Below are 15,739 nucleotides of genomic sequence, written 5' to 3'. Positions count from 1 at the left end.
AAAGACAAAACAGGAGGTAAGGCGCAATAGCCAGTTATTAGAATTAAGGATGAATCAGGTGAAGTGCTGATTAGAAGAATAGATAAGAAAGCGTAACTGCGGGGGCAGAATGTGGATTAAACAGACAGATATGTGTTACTAAATGTAACTAAAATGGCTTTCTGGTATTTGAAATTTATTTTTTAATATTGTCAGAATTTATCTGATTAACTGCCGGGCCGTAGACCCGACAATTATTTTAGCCACGACGTGTCGCCAGCCAGCAGAGCAGGGAACCGCCGCAGACCATTAGCGCGCCTTGCCAGAACGAGAACGACAGCGGGGCGCTGAGTAACACGGCTGCAAGTGCTGAGGAAAGGACGGGCGTAAAATACGAACCTACCGCCATTATGGTGACGTTGCCATGTAATATACCGACATTCCATGCAGCATAAGCAAATCCTAAGGTAAATGCCGCAGAGATGAGTTTAATCATGACGGGCGTGCTAAATACCATTTCTGGTTGTGGCGTAAGAAAATAGTAAACCCACAGACTTGCTCCCGTTAGCAGGACAAAAACGGTAATTCCGTTAAATCCACGTGCGTATTTATTCGTTACTGTGCAGTAGGCTGCCCAGATAAACGCCCCAATGAACGCCAGGAAATAACTCAATGGGCTGGTGGTGATATTATTAATAATTTGATCATAATGTAACCCATTGTCACCGCCTAACACCCAGCAGACGCCGACCAGGGCTAATAATAATCCTGGTACAATCAGCCAGTTGGTTTTCTGACCATTAAACAGAATGGCAAAGAGAATTGTCAGGCTGGGCCATAGATAGTTCACCATCCCCACTTCAATCGCCTGATGACGGGTCGCCGCATACCCTAAGGAAAGCGCCAGACAGATTTCATAGCTGACGAATAACAGACTCCCGGCGAGTAAATAGCCTTTCGGGATCTGCCGAATACGCGGAAATCCAACCGTGAAGATTAACAGCAGCCCGCTTAATGAATAGATAGCAGCTGCGCCGCCGACCGGGCCGAGTCCCTCACTGACACCGCGAATCAATCCTACCATCGTGCTCCACAGGACGATCGCTATTAGCCCTATGAGCGTTGCTTTTTGTCGTGTCATGCTCGCTGTTTTGTCTCTCTTGCCGTTAAAAATTAAGCTGAATTTTATAGCATTTTTTTTAACTGGCCTGTCAGGCAGTGGTGCGTTTTTCTACCGCTATTGAGGTAGGTCAATTTGCGCAGGCGGATTATTTTGTGGCAAACACGTGTTCTTTTTGATTTCGCGCAAAAAGATTCAGAATTTTACTGTTAGTTTCCTCGCGCAGTAATACCCCTGAAAAAAGAGGAAAGCAATGGACGTCAGTCGCAGACAATTTTTTAAAATCTGCGCGGGCGGTATGGCGGGAACAACAGTAGCAGCATTGGGCTTTGCCCCGAAGCAAGCACTGGCTCAGGCGCGAAACTACAAATTATTACGCGCGAAAGAGATCCGTAACACCTGCACATACTGTTCCGTAGGTTGCGGGCTATTGATGTATAGCCTGGGTGATGGCGCGAAAAACGCCAGAGAAGCGATTTATCACATTGAAGGTGACCCGGATCATCCGGTAAGCCGTGGTGCGCTGTGCCCGAAAGGGGCCGGTTTGCTGGATTACGTCAACAGCGAAAACCGTCTGCGCTACCCGGAATATCGTGCGCCAGGTTCTGACAAATGGCAGCGCATTAGCTGGGAAGAAGCATTCTCCCGTATTGCGAAGCTGATGAAAGCCGACCGTGACGCTAACTTTATTGAAAAGAACGAGCAGGGCGTAACGGTAAACCGTTGGCTTTCTACCGGTATGCTGTGTGCTTCCGGTGCCAGCAACGAAACCGGGATGCTGACTCAAAAATTTGCCCGCTCCCTCGGGATGCTGGCGGTAGACAACCAGGCGCGCGTCTGACACGGACCAACGGTAGCAAGTCTTGCTCCAACATTTGGTCGCGGTGCGATGACCAACCACTGGGTGGATATCAAAAACGCTAACGTCGTAATGGTGATGGGCGGTAACGCTGCTGAAGCGCATCCCGTCGGTTTCCGCTGGGCGATGGAAGCGAAAAACAACAACGATGCAACCTTGATCGTTGTCGATCCCCGTTTTACGCGTACCGCTTCTGTGGCGGATATTTACGCACCTATTCGTTCCGGTACGGACATTACGTTCCTGTCTGGCGTTTTGCGCTACCTGATCGAAAACAACAAAATCAACGCCGAATACGTTAAGCATTACACCAACGCCAGCCTGTTGGTGCGTGATGATTTTGCTTTCGAAGACGGTCTGTTCAGCGGCTACGACGCTGAAAAACGTCAATACGATAAGTCGTCCTGGAACTATCAGTTCGATGAAAACGGCTATGCGAAACGCGATGACACGCTGACTCATCCGCGCTGTGTATGGAATCTGCTGAAAGCGCACGTTTCCCGCTACACGCCGGACGTAGTAGAAAACATTTGCGGTACGCCAAAAGCCGACTTCCTGAAAGTGTGTGAAGTGCTGGCCTCCACCAGCGCACCGGATCGCACAACCACCTTCCTGTACGCGCTGGGCTGGACGCAGCACACCGTGGGTGCGCAGAACATCCGTACGATGGCGATGATCCAGTTGCTGCTCGGTAACATGGGTATGGCCGGTGGCGGCGTGAACGCATTGCGTGGTCACTCCAACATTCAGGGCCTGACTGACTTAGGCCTGCTCTCTACCAGCCTGCCAGGTTATCTGACGCTGCCGTCAGAAAAACAGGTTGATTTGCAGTCGTATCTGGAAGCGAACACGCCGAAAGCGACGCTGGCTGATCAGGTGAACTACTGGAGCAACTATCCGAAGTTTTTCGTTAGCCTGATGAAATCTTTCTACGGCGATGCCGCGCAGAAAGAGAACAACTGGGGCTACGACTGGCTGCCGAAGTGGGACCAGACCTACGACGTCATCAAGTATTTCAACATGATGGATGAAGGTAAAGTCACCGGTTATTTCTGCCAGGGCTTTAACCCGGTTGCGTCCTTCCCGGACAAAAACAAAGTGGTGAGCTGCCTGAGCAAGCTGAAGTACATGGTGGTTATCGATCCGCTGGTGACTGAAACCTCTACCTTCTGGCAGAACCACGGCGAGTCGAACGATGTCGATCCGGCATCTATTCAGACTGAAGTATTCCGTCTGCCTTCGACCTGCTTTGCTGAAGAAGATGGTTCTATCGCTAACTCCGGTCGCTGGTTGCAGTGGCACTGGAAAGGTCAGGACGCGCCGGGCGAAGCACGTAACGACGGCGAAATTCTGGCGGGTATCTACCATCATCTGCGCGAGCTGTACCAGGCCGAGGGTGGTAAAGGCGTAGAACCGCTGATAAAGATGAGCTGGAACTACAAGCAGCCGCACGAACCGCAATCTGACGAAGTAGCTAAAGAGAACAACGGCTACGCGCTGGAAGATCTCTATGATGCCAATGGCGTGCTGATTGCGAAGAAAGGTCAGTTGCTGAGTAGCTTTGCGCATCTGCGTGATGACGGTACAACCGCATCGTCTTGCTGGATCTACACCGGTAGCTGGACAGAGCAGGGCAACCAGATGGCTAACCGCGATAACTCCGACCCATCTGGTCTGGGGAATACGCTGGGATGGGCCTGGGCGTGGCCGCTCAACCGTCGCGTACTCTACAACCGTGCTTCGGCGGATATCAACGGTAAACCGTGGGATCCGAAACGGATGCTGATCCAGTGGAACGGCAGCAAGTGGACGGGTAACGATATTCCGGACTTCGGCAATGCCGCGCCAGGTACACCAACCGGACCGTTTATCATGCAGCCGGAAGGGATGGGACGCCTGTTTGCCATCAACAAAATGGCGGAAGGTCCGTTCCCGGAACACTACGAGCCAATTGAAACGCCGCTGGGCACTAACCCGTTGCATCCGAACGTGGTGTCTAACCCGGTTGTTCGTCTGTATGAACAAGACGCACTGCGGATGGGTAAAAAAGAGCAGTTCCCGTATGTGGGTACGACCTATCGTCTGACGGAGCACTTCCACACCTGGACCAAGCACGCATTGCTCAACGCAATTGCTCAGCCGGAACAGTTTGTGGAAATCAGCGAAACGCTGGCGGCGGCGAAAGGCATTAATAATGGCGATCGTGTCACTGTCTCAAGCAAGCGTGGCTTTATCCGCGCGGTGGCGGTGGTAACGCGCCGTCTGAAACCGCTGAATGTAAACGGTCAGCAGGTTGAAACGGTGGGTATTCCAATCCACTGGGGCTTTGAGGGTGTCGCGCGTAAAGGTTATATCGCTAACACTCTGACGCCGAATGTCGGTGATGCAAACTCGCAAACGCCGGAATATAAAGCGTTCTTAGTCAACATCGAGAAGGCGTAAGGGGGCGAACAGATGGCTATGGAAACGCAGGACATTATCAAAAGGTCCGCAACTAACTCCATCACGCCGCCTTCTCAGGTGCGTGATTACAAAGCAGAAGTAGCGAAACTTATCGACGTTTCCACCTGTATCGGCTGTAAAGCCTGTCAGGTGGCGTGTTCGGAGTGGAACGACATCCGTGATGAAGTGGGGCACTGCGTCGGGGTTTACGATAACCCCGCCGATCTGAGCGCCAAGTCCTGGACGGTGATGCGCTTTAGCGAAACCGAACAGAACGGCAAGCTGGAGTGGCTGATCCGTAAAGACGGCTGTATGCACTGTGAAGATCCGGGCTGCCTGAAGGCGTGCCCGTCTGCTGGTGCAATCATTCAGTACGCTAACGGGATTGTCGATTTCCAGTCGGAAAATTGCATCGGCTGTGGTTACTGCATTGCCGGTTGTCCGTTTAATATTCCGCGCCTCAACAAAGAGGATAACCGGGTATATAAATGCACCCTCTGCGTCGATCGCGTCAGCGTCGGCCAGGAACCGGCTTGTGTGAAAACCTGTCCGACCGGGGCTATCCACTTCGGCACCAAGAAGGAGATGCTGGAGCTGGCGGAACAGCGCGTAGCGAAACTGAAAGCGCGTGGTTACGAACATGCTGGCGTCTACAACCCGGAAGGGGTCGGTGGTACGCACGTTATGTACGTGCTGCATCATGCCGATCAGCCGGAGCTGTATCATGGTCTGCCGAAAGATCCGAAGATCGATACCTCGGTAAGCCTGTGGAAAGGCGCGTTGAAACCGCTGGCAGCGGCTGGCTTTATTGCCACTTTTGCCGGGTTGATTTTCCACTACATCGGTATTGGCCCGAATAAGGAAGTGGACGATGACGAGGAGGGAAATCATGAGTAAGTCGAAAATGATTGTGCGCACCAAATTTATTGATCGCGCCTGTCACTGGACCGTGGTGATTTGCTTCTTCCTGGTGGCGCTGTCCGGGATTTCGTTCTTCTTCCCGACGCTGCAATGGCTGACGCAAACCTTCGGTACGCCGCAGATGGGGCGCATTTTGCACCCGTTCTTCGGCATTGCGATTTTCGTCGCGCTGATGTTTATGTTTGTGCGTTTTGTGCATCACAACATCCCGGATAAGAAAGATATTCCGTGGCTGTTGAACATTGTCGAAGTATTAAAAGGCAATGAGCACAAAGTGGCGGATGTCGGTAAGTACAACGCCGGGCAAAAGATGATGTTCTGGTCAATCATGAGCATGATTTTCGTGCTGCTGGTGACCGGAGTGATTATCTGGCGTCCGTACTTTGCGCAGTACTTCCCGATACAGGTTGTCCGTTATAGCCTGCTGATCCATGCGGCTGCGGGTATCATCCTGATCCACGCCATCCTGATCCATATGTATATGGCATTCTGGGTAAAAGGATCGATTAAAGGGATGATCGAAGGGAAGGTGAGCCGTCGCTGGGCGAAGAAACACCATCCGCGCTGGTATCGTGAAATCGAGAAGGCAGAAGCGAAAAAAGAGAGTGAAGAAGGGATATAATCTCTTTTGAGCTTTAAGCTGAAAATGGCGCTGTAAAAGGCGCCATTTTTTTATTGTAGACAACGTGCACTTTGTTCATGCCGGATGCGGCGTGAACGCCTTATCCGGCCTACAAACCGTTCAAATCCAGGAGATTGCAGCGAACGTGTAGGCCTGATAGGCGTAGCGCATCGGGCAATGTTGCGTTTGTCATCAGTTTCAAATGGCGCTTTATAAGGTGCCATTTTTTTATTGCGTAACCAGACGGCGCAGTCGCGACACATCCACTGTTTTTTCTGCCTCTGCCAGACTCCAGGCATTTTGCAGATTCAGCCACATTTGCGGCGAACTGCCGATCACCACAGACAGTTTTATTGCCATTTCTGGCGTCAAAGCTGCTTTTCCGGTCAGCAATCGACTTGCCGTAGAGGGCGCAATTTCCATTGCTCTGGCAAACTCGCGCAGGCTGACATTAAGTTCGTCCAGTGATTCCTGAATAATGTCCCCCGGGCGGGGATGATTGGCCATTTTCATCAGTGATAGTCCTCGTAATCCAGTATGTATGCATCGCCATTGACGAATTCAAATGTGATTCGCCAGTTACCCGAGACAGATATCGCCCAAATTCCATCGCGATCGCCGCTTAACGGATGTAGTCGGTAACCGGGCATATCGATATCAGCAAGACAGCATGCTGCATCAATCACAGCGAGTCGGTGGCGTAATCGTTTGACTTGCGTCGGTATAACGCCGGAGGTTTTGCCGAGAAGAAACAAGTCACGCAATCCCTTGTGTCTGAAATTCATTATCATCTCTTCATCCTTGTTCCCTCGAAAGGAACACTATCACTATTGTTCCGTGCAGCGCAACAAATTTCGCTACGTTTTCGCGAATTGTGAGGGGAAAGATGGGGGAGGAAAAGAAGAAGAGTGAAATTGCGGAAAGCGTCTCGCAAAACAGGCTGCGACCCGAACATGGCAGTCGCAGCAAAGACCTCTTAGCGACGGAAATCAATCACCATACGGCCACGGATTTTGCCTTCTTCCATCTCGGTAAAGATGGTGTTGATGTCCGCTAACGGACGCAGGGCGACTTTCGGCACCACTTTGCCTTCGGCGGCAAACTGGAAGGCTTCGGTTAGATCCTGACGCGTGCCGACCAGCGAACCGACCACTTCAATACCATCCAGCACCAGCCGTGGGATGTCCAGGCTCATAGACTCCGGCGGCAGACCGACAGCCACGACACGACCACCTGCACGGACAGCATCCACCGCCGAGTTAAACGCAGCTTTAGCTACCGCTGTCACCACCGCTGCGTGAGCGCCACCGGCTTTCTCCTGCACAATTCTGGCGGCGTCTTCGGTGCGTGAGTTAATCGCTAAATCTGCACCCATTTCGGTTGCCAGTTTTAACTGTTCATCATTGACATCAATGGCGATCACTTTGGCGTTAAAGACATTCTTCGCGTATTGCAGGGCGAGGTTACCCAGACCGCCAAGACCGTAGATAGCAATCCACTGTCCTGGACGAATTTTTGACAGCTTAACGGCTTTGTAGGTAGTGACCCCCGCACAGGTAATGCTGCTGGCCGCCGCCGAGTCCAGACCATCTGGCACTTTTACCGCGTAATCGGCGACCACGATGCACTCTTCCGCCATCCCGCCATCAACGCTGTATCCGGCATTTTTTACTGAACGGCAGAGCGTTTCGTTACCACTGTTACAGTATTCGCAATGACCGCATCCTTCATAGAACCACGCCACGCTGGCACGATCGCCTGGTTTTAATGAAGTAACACCAGGGCCAACTTCTGCCACCACACCAATACCTTCGTGTCCCAGAATCACGCCGGTTTTGTCACCAAAATCGCCATTCTTAACATGAAGATCGGTATGACATACACCACAACACTCCATTTTCAGCAGGGCTTCGCCATGTTTCAGTGAGCGCAGTGTTTTATCCGTAACGTCAACATGATGATCCTTCGTAACAACTGCAGCCTTCATAGTTCCTCCTTTTCGGATGATGTTCTGCATAGCAGGTGAGGCAAATGAGATTTATTCGCCACTACCCAGTATGGATGAGATCTGAAAAAGGGAGAGGAAAATTGCCCGGTAGCCTTCACTACCGGGCGCAGGCTTAGATGGAGGTACGGCGGTAGTCGCGGTATTCGGCGTGCCAGAAATTATCATCAATGGCCTGTTGCAGAGCTTCGGCAGACGTTTTCACCGCCACGCCTTGCTGCTGCGCCATTTTGCCAACCGCAAAGGCAATTGCGCGGGAGACTTTCTGAATATCTTTCAGTTCCGGCAGTACCAGACCTTCGCCGTTCAGGACCAGCGGCGAATACTGAGCAAGCATTTCACTTGCCGACATCAGCATCTCATCGGTGATACGTGACGCGCCGGAAGCAATAACACCCAGCCCGATGCCCGGGAAAATAAAGGCGTTGTTGCACTGGGCTATAGGGTAGATTTTATCTTTCCATACCACTGGATTAAACGGACTGCCAGTGGCGACCAGCGCGTTACCTTCAGTCCAGGCGATAATGTCCTGCGGTGTGGCTTCCACGCGTGACGTCGGGTTAGACAGCGGCATCACGATCGGACGCGGACAGTGTTTATGCATCTCACGGATGATCTCTTCCGTAAACAGCCCGGTCTGTCCTGAGACGCCAATCAGAATATCTGGTTTTACATTACGCACCACATCCAGCAGTGACAGCACATCGCTGTCGGTATCCCAGTCACTGAGATTTTCGCGCTTCTGCACCAGTTTGGTCTGGAAAGGCAGCAGGTTCGGCATCTTGTCGGTCAGCAGGCCAAAGCGATCGACCATAAAGACTTTCTGCCGCGCCGCTTCCTCGCTTAATCCTTCGCGCTGGGTCTGGGCGATGATCATTTCGGCAATGCCGCATCCCGCTGAACCTGCGCCAAGGAAGACGATTTTTTTCTCGCTTAACTGACCACCTGCCGCGCGGCTGGCTGCGATCAGTGTGCCGACTGTTACCGCCGCGGTGCCCTGAATGTCATCGTTAAAAGAACAAATTTCATTGCGATAGCGGTTAAGTAACGGCATCGCATTTTTTTGTGCGAAGTCTTCAAACTGCAACAGTACGTCCGGCCAGCGTTGTTTCACAGCCTGGATAAATTCATCAACAAATTCATAGTATTCGTCGTCAGTGATACGCGGATTACGCCAGCCCATATACAGCGGATCGTTAAGCAGCTGTTGGTTGTTGGTGCCGACATCCAGCACCACCGGAAGGGTATAGGCCGGACTGATGCCGCCACAGGCGGTATAGAGCGACAGTTTACCGATCGGAATGCCCATCCCGCCGATGCCCTGGTCACCAAGCCCCAGAATACGTTCGCCGTCAGTCACCACAATCACTTTGATATTATGGTTTGGTACGTTTTGCAGAATATCGTCCATATTGTGGCGGTTCTGGTAAGAGATAAACACACCGCGTGAACGGCGGTAGATCTCAGAAAAACGCTCACAGGCTGCGCCGACGGTTGGGGTGTAAATGACTGGCATCATCTCATCAAGATGATTGTTTACCAGACGGTAGAAGAGGGTTTCGTTAGTGTCCTGGATGTTACGCAGGTAGATGTGTTTGTCGATTTCGGTTTTGAATCCCTGATACTGGATCCATGCTCGTTCCGCTTGTTCTTCGATGGTTTCGACCACTTCCGGCAGTAACCCCAGCAGGTTGAAGTTACGGCGTTCTTCCATGCTGAAGGCGCTGCCTTTATTCAACAACGGAAATTCCAGCAATACAGGGCCAGCGTAAGGGATATAAAGCGAACGCTGTTTTTTTGTTTTTGGTTCCATGTCACTCACTCTTTTTTGAATATCCATCCCTGGGGGCTTTTATCGTCTTTGCATTACCGCCAGGGCGTCAAGTACCAAGTATAAAGCAGATAAAAACAAAAACACCATTGCGCAGGCAATGGTGTTTAATCGTCATTGAGGACTGATGGTTATGAATTACTTTTCAGCGGGGCGTTTTCTGCCGGTGGGATTATTTACCACGCTGGATTTGTCACCTTCGGTAACTATTTTGCGCTGGTTAGAAATTTTATGGTCCAGTCCAAGAATATGACGTGCCTGACGGTTCGATTTCATTTTAACTCCTCAATCCTGTTGCTAGTTTTAAGGACAACATCGCCGTAGCGAAGAAACACGTGCTAAACCCCTAAATTAGGTTGCCGATCAAGCATAGCACCTTAAAGCGTAGGGTGCTGACCACTGACCACATAATTGATCGTTTGCTGGTAGATATCACTGAGGATGTCGTTATCAGAAGCTTCCACCCATTTGGTCAGCTCCATGAGAATGTCATCTTCAGTGACAACACCGTGCTCTGCCCGAAGGCCTTGCTCAATGGCATTAACCAGAGCGGGTTCTGCTGTTGAATTTTCTGCCTGATAATAAGTAAACATAGTGATTCTCCGTGTCTGTGTATTTATGGTGTCTGCTACGGATCGCAGATTTATAAAGCACATTCAGCATGGCAAATATTTGCCGCTTCGTTGTTAAGATTAGTCCTGGTTGATGATTTTTATATTTTAACTCCATGATATTGATAGGTATTATTATTGTGACGAGTTGATTGATATTGATGCAATATCTCTTGAGTTATATATTTCCGGTTATCTATTGTGGAAATTTAATTTAAGTGCAGGAATTATATTTTCGCCGGATTTTATTCGGATTATCCTGCTTATCCTCGTGCTGTTTCTCACGTAGTCTATAATTTCCTTTTTAAGCCCACAGGAGAGCAACAATGACAATCCATAAGAAAGGTCAGGCACACTGGGAAGGCGATATCAAACGCGGGAAGGGAACAGTATCTACTGAGAGCGGCGTGCTGAACCAACAGCCGTATGGATTTAACACGCGTTTTGAAGGCGAAAAAGGAACCAACCCTGAAGAACTGATTGGCGCAGCGCATGCCGCATGTTTCTCAATGGCGCTTTCATTAATGCTGGGGGAAGCGGGATTCACGCCAACATCGATTGATACCACCGCCGATGTCTCGCTGGATAAAGTGGATGCCGGTTTTGCGATTACTAAAATCGCACTGAAGAGCGAAGTTGCGGTGCCGGGTATTGATGCCTCCACCTTTGACGTCATTATCCAGAAAGCAAAAGCAGGATGCCCGGTTTCTCAGGTACTGAAAGCGGAAATTACGCTGGATTACCAGTTGAAATCGTAAAGCGTTGCCGGATGACGCCTCAGGCGCGTGAATGCCTGAGGCGTCAGCCAATCACATCAGGCTGAGAAGGGATTGTTGTGACATGGCTATGCGTTGTCGTTGTCCAACTAAACGTAGCGGAAATCACAGTATTTAAGTGACAGTGTCACGTTAAATAAAAACCCGCGAGTGCGGGCGAGAGGAATTTATCAGATTTTCAGCGGTAACACGCTGCTCATCCAGCCTGGAATTTCTTCGGCGGGCAGGGGGCGGGAAAAGAAATATCCCTGAATAACGCGACAGTGGATCTTGTGTAGCATCTCAAATTGCTCTTTGGTTTCGATGCCTTCCGCCACGACGGTTAAATTGAGGCTTTGCCCAATGCTGGTAATGGCTTCGAGTAAGGCAAGGATGCGTTTTTCGGTCAGACAACGATCGACAAAACTTTTATCAATTTTGATTTCCGTTACCGGAAGACTGACTAAGCGGGATAATCCGGAAAAGCCTGTACCAAAATCATCTACCGATAAACCGATGCCCATATCGCGCAGGATCTGAATGCGCTTAAAGATTTCGGTATCGTGTTCCATCATCATGCTTTCCGTGATTTCCACCGTCAGCTGGTGGCCGTCAATACCCCAGGCGTGCATTGCATCAGATACCTGATTAGGCAGCTGATTACTGCGAAAGTGCAGCGCAGACAAGTTAACGGATAACGCCGGGATATGAATATTCTGGCTACGCCATTCTGCTAACTGACGGCAAGCTTCCGCGATGACCCAGCGCCCAATATTTTCGATTTCACCAATCTCTTCTGCGAGAGGAATAAACCGTGAAGGGGGCACATGACCATGCAGGGGATCGTACCAGCGAGCAAGGGCTTCGATGCCGTACAGTTCACCCGTTTCTGCGAAGATTTGCGGCTGATAAACCAGTTTAAGTTGGTTATTGCTAATCGCTTCTTTTAGCGCTGCGCCTAAAACCAAACGCTCTTTTACCATTTCGTTCATCGCCGGGCTGAAGAACTGCCAGCCGTTACCGCCATTTTTGCGAATAAAATCCATTGCATTGTGAGCAGTGGAGAGCAGGTAATCGCGGTTTTTACCCTCGTCGTAGCTGATGCCAATGCTCAAGGTGAGCGGGAATGGTTTATCGTCAATCATTATCGGCTTGCTGACCACATTCCGTAGCTCATCAGCGATCTGGGTAATGTTACTGACATCGTTTTCCAGGCTCACGAGGACAAAAGACGCACCTTCAATACGACAGAGATACTGATCCGGTTTGAGTTTTTCACGAAAGCGATTGACCACTTCCAGCAATGCCTGATCGGCCCACGCATAGCCAAGGCTATCAATCACATCCTGAATATGGTCAACACCGATGAGATACACCACCGGAGAGACGGCTTTGTCGACCAGGTCATCGAGGTAATTGTGCAGGTTATTGCGATTTGGCAAACCGGTCATCGGATCAAATTGGATGAGTTGTTCAATATGCTGACGGCTTTTTTCCTGTTCCAGCGCCAGCGCGGCCATATGCTGGCTGATATCTGCCACGCGTTCGATAAAGGCGCTGGTTTCTGCTCCTGACGAGGTTTTAATTTGCAGGATCCCCGCAGGCGCGCCATCGCGCTGACGAATGGTCGCTGACCAGCTTTGCGCATTTTGAACTTCTGCACCGTGCGAAGATGACGCCCAGTGTATCGGCATCCCGTTGCGCAGCGCGAACAGCGAAACATGCGATTCGTTGAGAACACATTCGATGTTACGACAAATGATTTCCCCCATTTCATGAAATGGGGGGCTGCTGCACATGGCGGCGAGAATATTGCCTTCAAGCTGGCGGATTTGCCTTTCTTCGGTGATATCCGAGAATGTCATTACCAGGTTCTGCAGATGCGCGAGCACGTCATAAACCGGGCTGATAGAGGCTTTAATCCAGATTTTTTCACCGGTGCGCGTCAACAGCAGAAATTCGTCCTGATCGCGGGCGGTTTTCCATAGCAACTGTTGTAAACGAATACGGTTATCAGCAGGGAATTCTGGAATGTTCAGGAGTGTATCGGGCTGCATACCGCTGGCTTCGTTAATGCAGTAACCAAACATTTCGGTAAATGCGCGATTGCACTGCACAATATGGCGTTCCGGATCGAGGACAATCACCGGTCGGTCGAGATGGTCAACGGCAATAATCAATTGTCGGGTCTGTTCTTTTTGCGCCATTTCTACGCTGGCATCCCGTACCAGCGCCAGGTAATAAACTTTCCCCTCGGCGCTCACTTTCGATAGCGCAAAACGGGTCCAGATTTTACTGCCGTCTTTTTTCTCCAGCTGCAGCTCCCGACTCATCCCCTCGACGCGCGCTTTACCACCTTCACGGTTGTGACGAATGTATTGAGGATGCGCAGGACGCAAATCCCGCGGAATCAGCATATCAATGTTATTGCCAATGACTTCTTCACGTTTGTACCCCCAGAGCTTCTCTGCTGCGGGGTTGAAAAACATCACTTCATCATTTTCGTTAATTAACACCGCGCCCATCATGTTTTGCTCAAGGGCGGGGAAAAAAATGCCATCGGCGGCATTATCCGCATCGGTTAGCTTCATGATTACCTCTGCATCCTGGCGCATCTAAAGACTGGCTTTACAGAGTTCAACACGGTTTCTACCTCGTCTTTTGGCGATATACAGAGCTTCATCAGCTATTTGAATGAGGCGCTCATAGTCAGGATGACCATTAAACATGGCGGCACCGATGGAAAGTGAGAGGGCAATATCCTCGCCGTTTGCGGCTTTAAAATAATGTCGACCTTTATGGTTAAACCGCAGGCCAAAATCAACCAAACACAACGTGCGAGATCGACTAACTGCACCATATTCTCCTGAAATATGAAGATATACTGAAAAGAAATAAGCGACTTAGGACAGTTTCAATCTACGCTACTGTTCTTCAGAAGAGTATAGCCCATCGTAATTATTTTTCGGTGACAGCGAATATCGTATGTTTTTTCATATTCATACATTTTTATTAGGGGGATTATGGCTGTTTAACTAAGTGTGGTTAATTGCGTGGTTAATTTGACGTATTTAAGCATGATTGCTAGTGGGATAGTTCAAGAGGGTAACAAGCCAGTGGGTAAAGCACCGGCTTGTTACAAAGTAAGAATGGGAGTTTAACTGCCCCAACGACTTTGCAGATAGCTGACCGCTTGTTGCGTCTGCGGTTTATTCAGATAGTCCTCACGGAACAAGATTGTGCCGCTAATTTCCGGCAAAGCATCGTTAAGATCGAGCTGCTTTTTCAGTTCCGGTACGCCGCCGTTAATCATCCAGTCTGGCTCTATCTTTGAAGGTTCACCCACTTTATAGAAGGCGATACCGATATACAGGCGGGTCCTGGTCGGTTTAACGACATCCGCCCACCATTTTGCCAACACGTCATAACGCGCGGCACTCCGTGAGAATGGCCAGTAAATTTGGGGAGCAATGTAATCCAGCAACCCTTGTTCCACCCATCGACGGGTATCAGCGTAGGATTCGTCATAGGCTGCCGCGCCTCGGGTATCGGAACCGAGCGGATCGTGTGATCGGTTACGCCACACGCCTGCCGGGCTAACGCCAAATTCGACTTCCGGCTTAATGCTTTTAATGGTGTGCGATACCTTCGCAATTAACTGCTGAGTATTGTTGCGCCGCCAGTCTGCTTTTGACGCAAATGCGCCGCCGTATTTGCGGTACGTTTCGTTATCATTTAGCCGTGAACCTGGTGACTCAGTATAGAAATAGTCATCAAACTGCACGCCATCTACTGGATAGCGGGAAACCACTTCCGCGACTATTGATGTGATCCAGTCCTGAACCTCAGGGATGCCCGGGTCGAGGACAAAGCGATCGCCGGACGTTCTGATCCAGTCGCGGTGTTGCACATAGACGCTCGCCGGTTGTTGAGACAGAGTGCTATTCAGTTCCCTGATAGTACCGGGCTTCGTATTAACCGATACGCGATAGGGGTTAAACCAGGCGTGTACTTTCATCCCACGCTTGTGGGCTTCGTCGAGCATAAATTGCAGCGGATCGTAACCCGGATTTTCACCAATCTTACCGGTCATAAGATCGGACCACGGCAAAATTTTCGATGGCCACAGGGCGGTACCATCCGGCTTGACCTGGAAAAAGACCGTGTTTATGCCGAGACGCTGCAGATGATCCAGTTTGTCGATCATCGCCTGTTGTTGTACACGTGCCCGGCTGGTGGGGTTACTAATGTTAACCGAGGAAACCGGTGGCCAGTCGAGGCGAGACACCGTGGCCAGCCAGATGCCACGCATCGGTTGTGACGATTGTTGCGTCGTGGCTGGTGGCTTTGAACCCGCTGGTGGTGTCACCATGGACTCTGGAGGCGTGCTTTTACAACTACACAGTAAAAGTGCCAGTGCAACCAGTATCGCTGGTCTTCTAATCGCTAATTTCTCGTTTCGGGAGCAGATATCCATATGTGCTGGTTTCCGGTAAACAGATGTGCGCTCATTCTCGTACTTATCCCGGTTAAGTCAATACGACAACAAGCACGAAAAAGGGAGCGATGAATTATCGCTCCCTTGTCTTATAAC

General features: G+C 50.3%; 13 protein-coding genes and 1 pseudogene. 4 read left to right on the top strand and 10 right to left on the bottom strand.

The window, feature by feature from the left end; all coding sequences use genetic code 11:
- Positions 1-238 precede the first annotated feature (238 nt).
- Positions 239-1,120 (bottom strand): aromatic amino acid efflux DMT transporter YddG, encoded by an 882-nt coding sequence (yddG, locus tag HBM92_RS12270; RefSeq protein WP_000198218.1) that lies wholly within the window; start codon positions 1,118-1,120, stop codon positions 239-241.
- 232 nt (positions 1,121-1,352) lie between these two features.
- Here yddG and fdnG point away from each other — a divergent pair, with 232 nt between their 5' ends.
- The 3 genes from fdnG to fdnI are packed head-to-tail and all read left to right on the top strand — an operon-like array spanning position 1,353 to position 5,943.
- The gene (gene fdnG, locus HBM92_RS12265) at positions 1,353-4,400 is read left to right on the top strand and encodes a formate dehydrogenase-N subunit alpha (protein ID WP_011076399.1); all 3,048 of its coding nucleotides are present in this window, start codon (positions 1,353-1,355) and stop codon (positions 4,398-4,400) included.
- A gap of 12 nt (positions 4,401-4,412) precedes the next feature.
- Entirely contained in the window at positions 4,413-5,297 is an 885-nt protein-coding gene (gene fdnH, locus HBM92_RS12260; RefSeq protein WP_001240584.1) for a formate dehydrogenase N subunit beta, read from the top strand.
- Complete coding sequence (gene fdnI / locus HBM92_RS12255) at positions 5,290-5,943, top strand: formate dehydrogenase-N subunit gamma (protein ID WP_000045646.1); 654 nt, start codon at positions 5,290-5,292, stop codon at positions 5,941-5,943. Before fdnH ends, fdnI begins: the two co-directional genes overlap by 8 nt.
- A gap of 228 nt (positions 5,944-6,171) precedes the next feature.
- Here fdnI and HBM92_RS12250 read toward each other — a convergent pair whose 3' ends face one another.
- The 6 genes from HBM92_RS12250 to bdm all read right to left on the bottom strand — a co-directional run bounded on the left by HBM92_RS12250 (position 6,172) and on the right by bdm (position 10,372).
- Positions 6,172-6,456, bottom strand: coding sequence for a HigA family addiction module antitoxin (locus HBM92_RS12250; protein WP_000781370.1), 285 nt, complete (start codon positions 6,454-6,456; stop codon positions 6,172-6,174).
- Positions 6,456-6,734, bottom strand: a complete 279-nt coding sequence (locus HBM92_RS12245) for a type II toxin-antitoxin system RelE/ParE family toxin (protein ID WP_000605675.1) — start codon at positions 6,732-6,734, stop codon at positions 6,456-6,458. Before HBM92_RS12245 ends, HBM92_RS12250 begins: the two co-directional genes overlap by 1 nt.
- Before the next feature lie 185 nt (positions 6,735-6,919).
- Positions 6,920-7,930 carry an alcohol dehydrogenase AdhP gene (adhP, locus tag HBM92_RS12240; protein ID WP_000642412.1) on the bottom strand — a complete coding sequence of 337 codons (1,011 nt, stop codon included), beginning with the start codon at positions 7,928-7,930 and terminating at the stop codon, positions 6,920-6,922.
- 133 nt (positions 7,931-8,063) lie between these two features.
- Positions 8,064-9,761, bottom strand: a complete 1,698-nt coding sequence (gene maeA / locus HBM92_RS12235) for a malate dehydrogenase (RefSeq protein WP_000433460.1) — start codon at positions 9,759-9,761, stop codon at positions 8,064-8,066.
- Positions 9,762-9,917: 156 nt separating this feature from the next.
- Positions 9,918-10,055 carry a stationary-phase-induced ribosome-associated protein gene (gene sra / locus HBM92_RS12230; RefSeq protein WP_000841554.1) on the bottom strand — a complete coding sequence of 46 codons (138 nt, stop codon included), beginning with the start codon at positions 10,053-10,055 and terminating at the stop codon, positions 9,918-9,920.
- Positions 10,056-10,156: 101 nt separating this feature from the next.
- On the bottom strand, positions 10,157-10,372 hold the full coding sequence (gene bdm / locus HBM92_RS12225) for a biofilm-dependent modulation protein (RefSeq protein ID WP_000495766.1): 216 nt from the start codon (positions 10,370-10,372) through the stop codon (positions 10,157-10,159).
- 344 nt (positions 10,373-10,716) lie between these two features.
- On the opposite strand from bdm, the gene osmC reads away from it, so the two are divergent.
- Positions 10,717-11,148, top strand: a complete 432-nt coding sequence (gene osmC / locus HBM92_RS12220; RefSeq protein ID WP_000152307.1) for a peroxiredoxin OsmC — start codon at positions 10,717-10,719, stop codon at positions 11,146-11,148.
- 188 nt (positions 11,149-11,336) lie between these two features.
- Here osmC and dosP read toward each other — a convergent pair whose 3' ends face one another.
- The 3 genes and pseudogenes from dosP to HBM92_RS12205 all read right to left on the bottom strand — a co-directional run bounded on the left by dosP (position 11,337) and on the right by HBM92_RS12205 (position 15,622).
- A complete protein-coding gene (dosP, locus tag HBM92_RS12215; protein ID WP_001529100.1) occupies positions 11,337-13,736 on the bottom strand; it encodes an oxygen-sensing cyclic-di-GMP phosphodiesterase DosP in 2,400 nt (799 codons plus the stop codon).
- A gap of 24 nt (positions 13,737-13,760) precedes the next feature.
- Positions 13,761-13,925 (bottom strand): annotated as a pseudogene (locus tag HBM92_RS12210) (diguanylate cyclase domain-containing protein); the annotation flags it as partial.
- Positions 13,926-14,302: 377 nt separating this feature from the next.
- Entirely contained in the window at positions 14,303-15,622 is a 1,320-nt protein-coding gene (locus HBM92_RS12205; RefSeq protein WP_000350354.1) for a family 10 glycosylhydrolase, read from the bottom strand.
- Positions 15,623-15,739: the final 117 nt, after the last annotated feature.

Origin of the sequence: Escherichia sp. E.sYA108 (assembly GCF_011754335.1) — a bacterium.
GTDB lineage: Bacteria > Pseudomonadota > Gammaproteobacteria > Enterobacterales > Enterobacteriaceae > Escherichia > Escherichia coli.
This window is presented reverse-complemented; position numbering and strand designations above follow the sequence as displayed.

Bases quoted from the DNA above. Each gene is read 5' to 3' on its own strand.
- dosP (WP_001529100.1), bottom strand. From the start codon at position 13,736: ATGAAGCTAACCGATGCGGATAATGCCGCCGATGGCATTTTTTTCCCC.
- HBM92_RS12250 (WP_000781370.1), bottom strand. From the start codon at position 6,456: ATGAAAATGGCCAATCATCCCCGCCCGGGGGACATTATTCAGGAATCA.
- adhP (WP_000642412.1), bottom strand. From the start codon at position 7,930: ATGAAGGCTGCAGTTGTTACGAAGGATCATCATGTTGACGTTACGGAT.
- HBM92_RS12245 (WP_000605675.1), bottom strand. From the start codon at position 6,734: ATGATAATGAATTTCAGACACAAGGGATTGCGTGACTTGTTTCTTCTC.
- osmC (WP_000152307.1), top strand. From the start codon at position 10,717: ATGACAATCCATAAGAAAGGTCAGGCACACTGGGAAGGCGATATCAAA.
- maeA (WP_000433460.1), bottom strand. From the start codon at position 9,761: ATGGAACCAAAAACAAAAAAACAGCGTTCGCTTTATATCCCTTACGCT.
- HBM92_RS12205 (WP_000350354.1), bottom strand. From the start codon at position 15,622: ATGGATATCTGCTCCCGAAACGAGAAATTAGCGATTAGAAGACCAGCG.
- bdm (WP_000495766.1), bottom strand. From the start codon at position 10,372: ATGTTTACTTATTATCAGGCAGAAAATTCAACAGCAGAACCCGCTCTG.
- fdnI (WP_000045646.1), top strand. From the start codon at position 5,290: ATGAGTAAGTCGAAAATGATTGTGCGCACCAAATTTATTGATCGCGCC.
- sra (WP_000841554.1), bottom strand. From the start codon at position 10,055: ATGAAATCGAACCGTCAGGCACGTCATATTCTTGGACTGGACCATAAA.
- fdnH (WP_001240584.1), top strand. From the start codon at position 4,413: ATGGCTATGGAAACGCAGGACATTATCAAAAGGTCCGCAACTAACTCC.
- yddG (WP_000198218.1), bottom strand. From the start codon at position 1,120: ATGACACGACAAAAAGCAACGCTCATAGGGCTAATAGCGATCGTCCTG.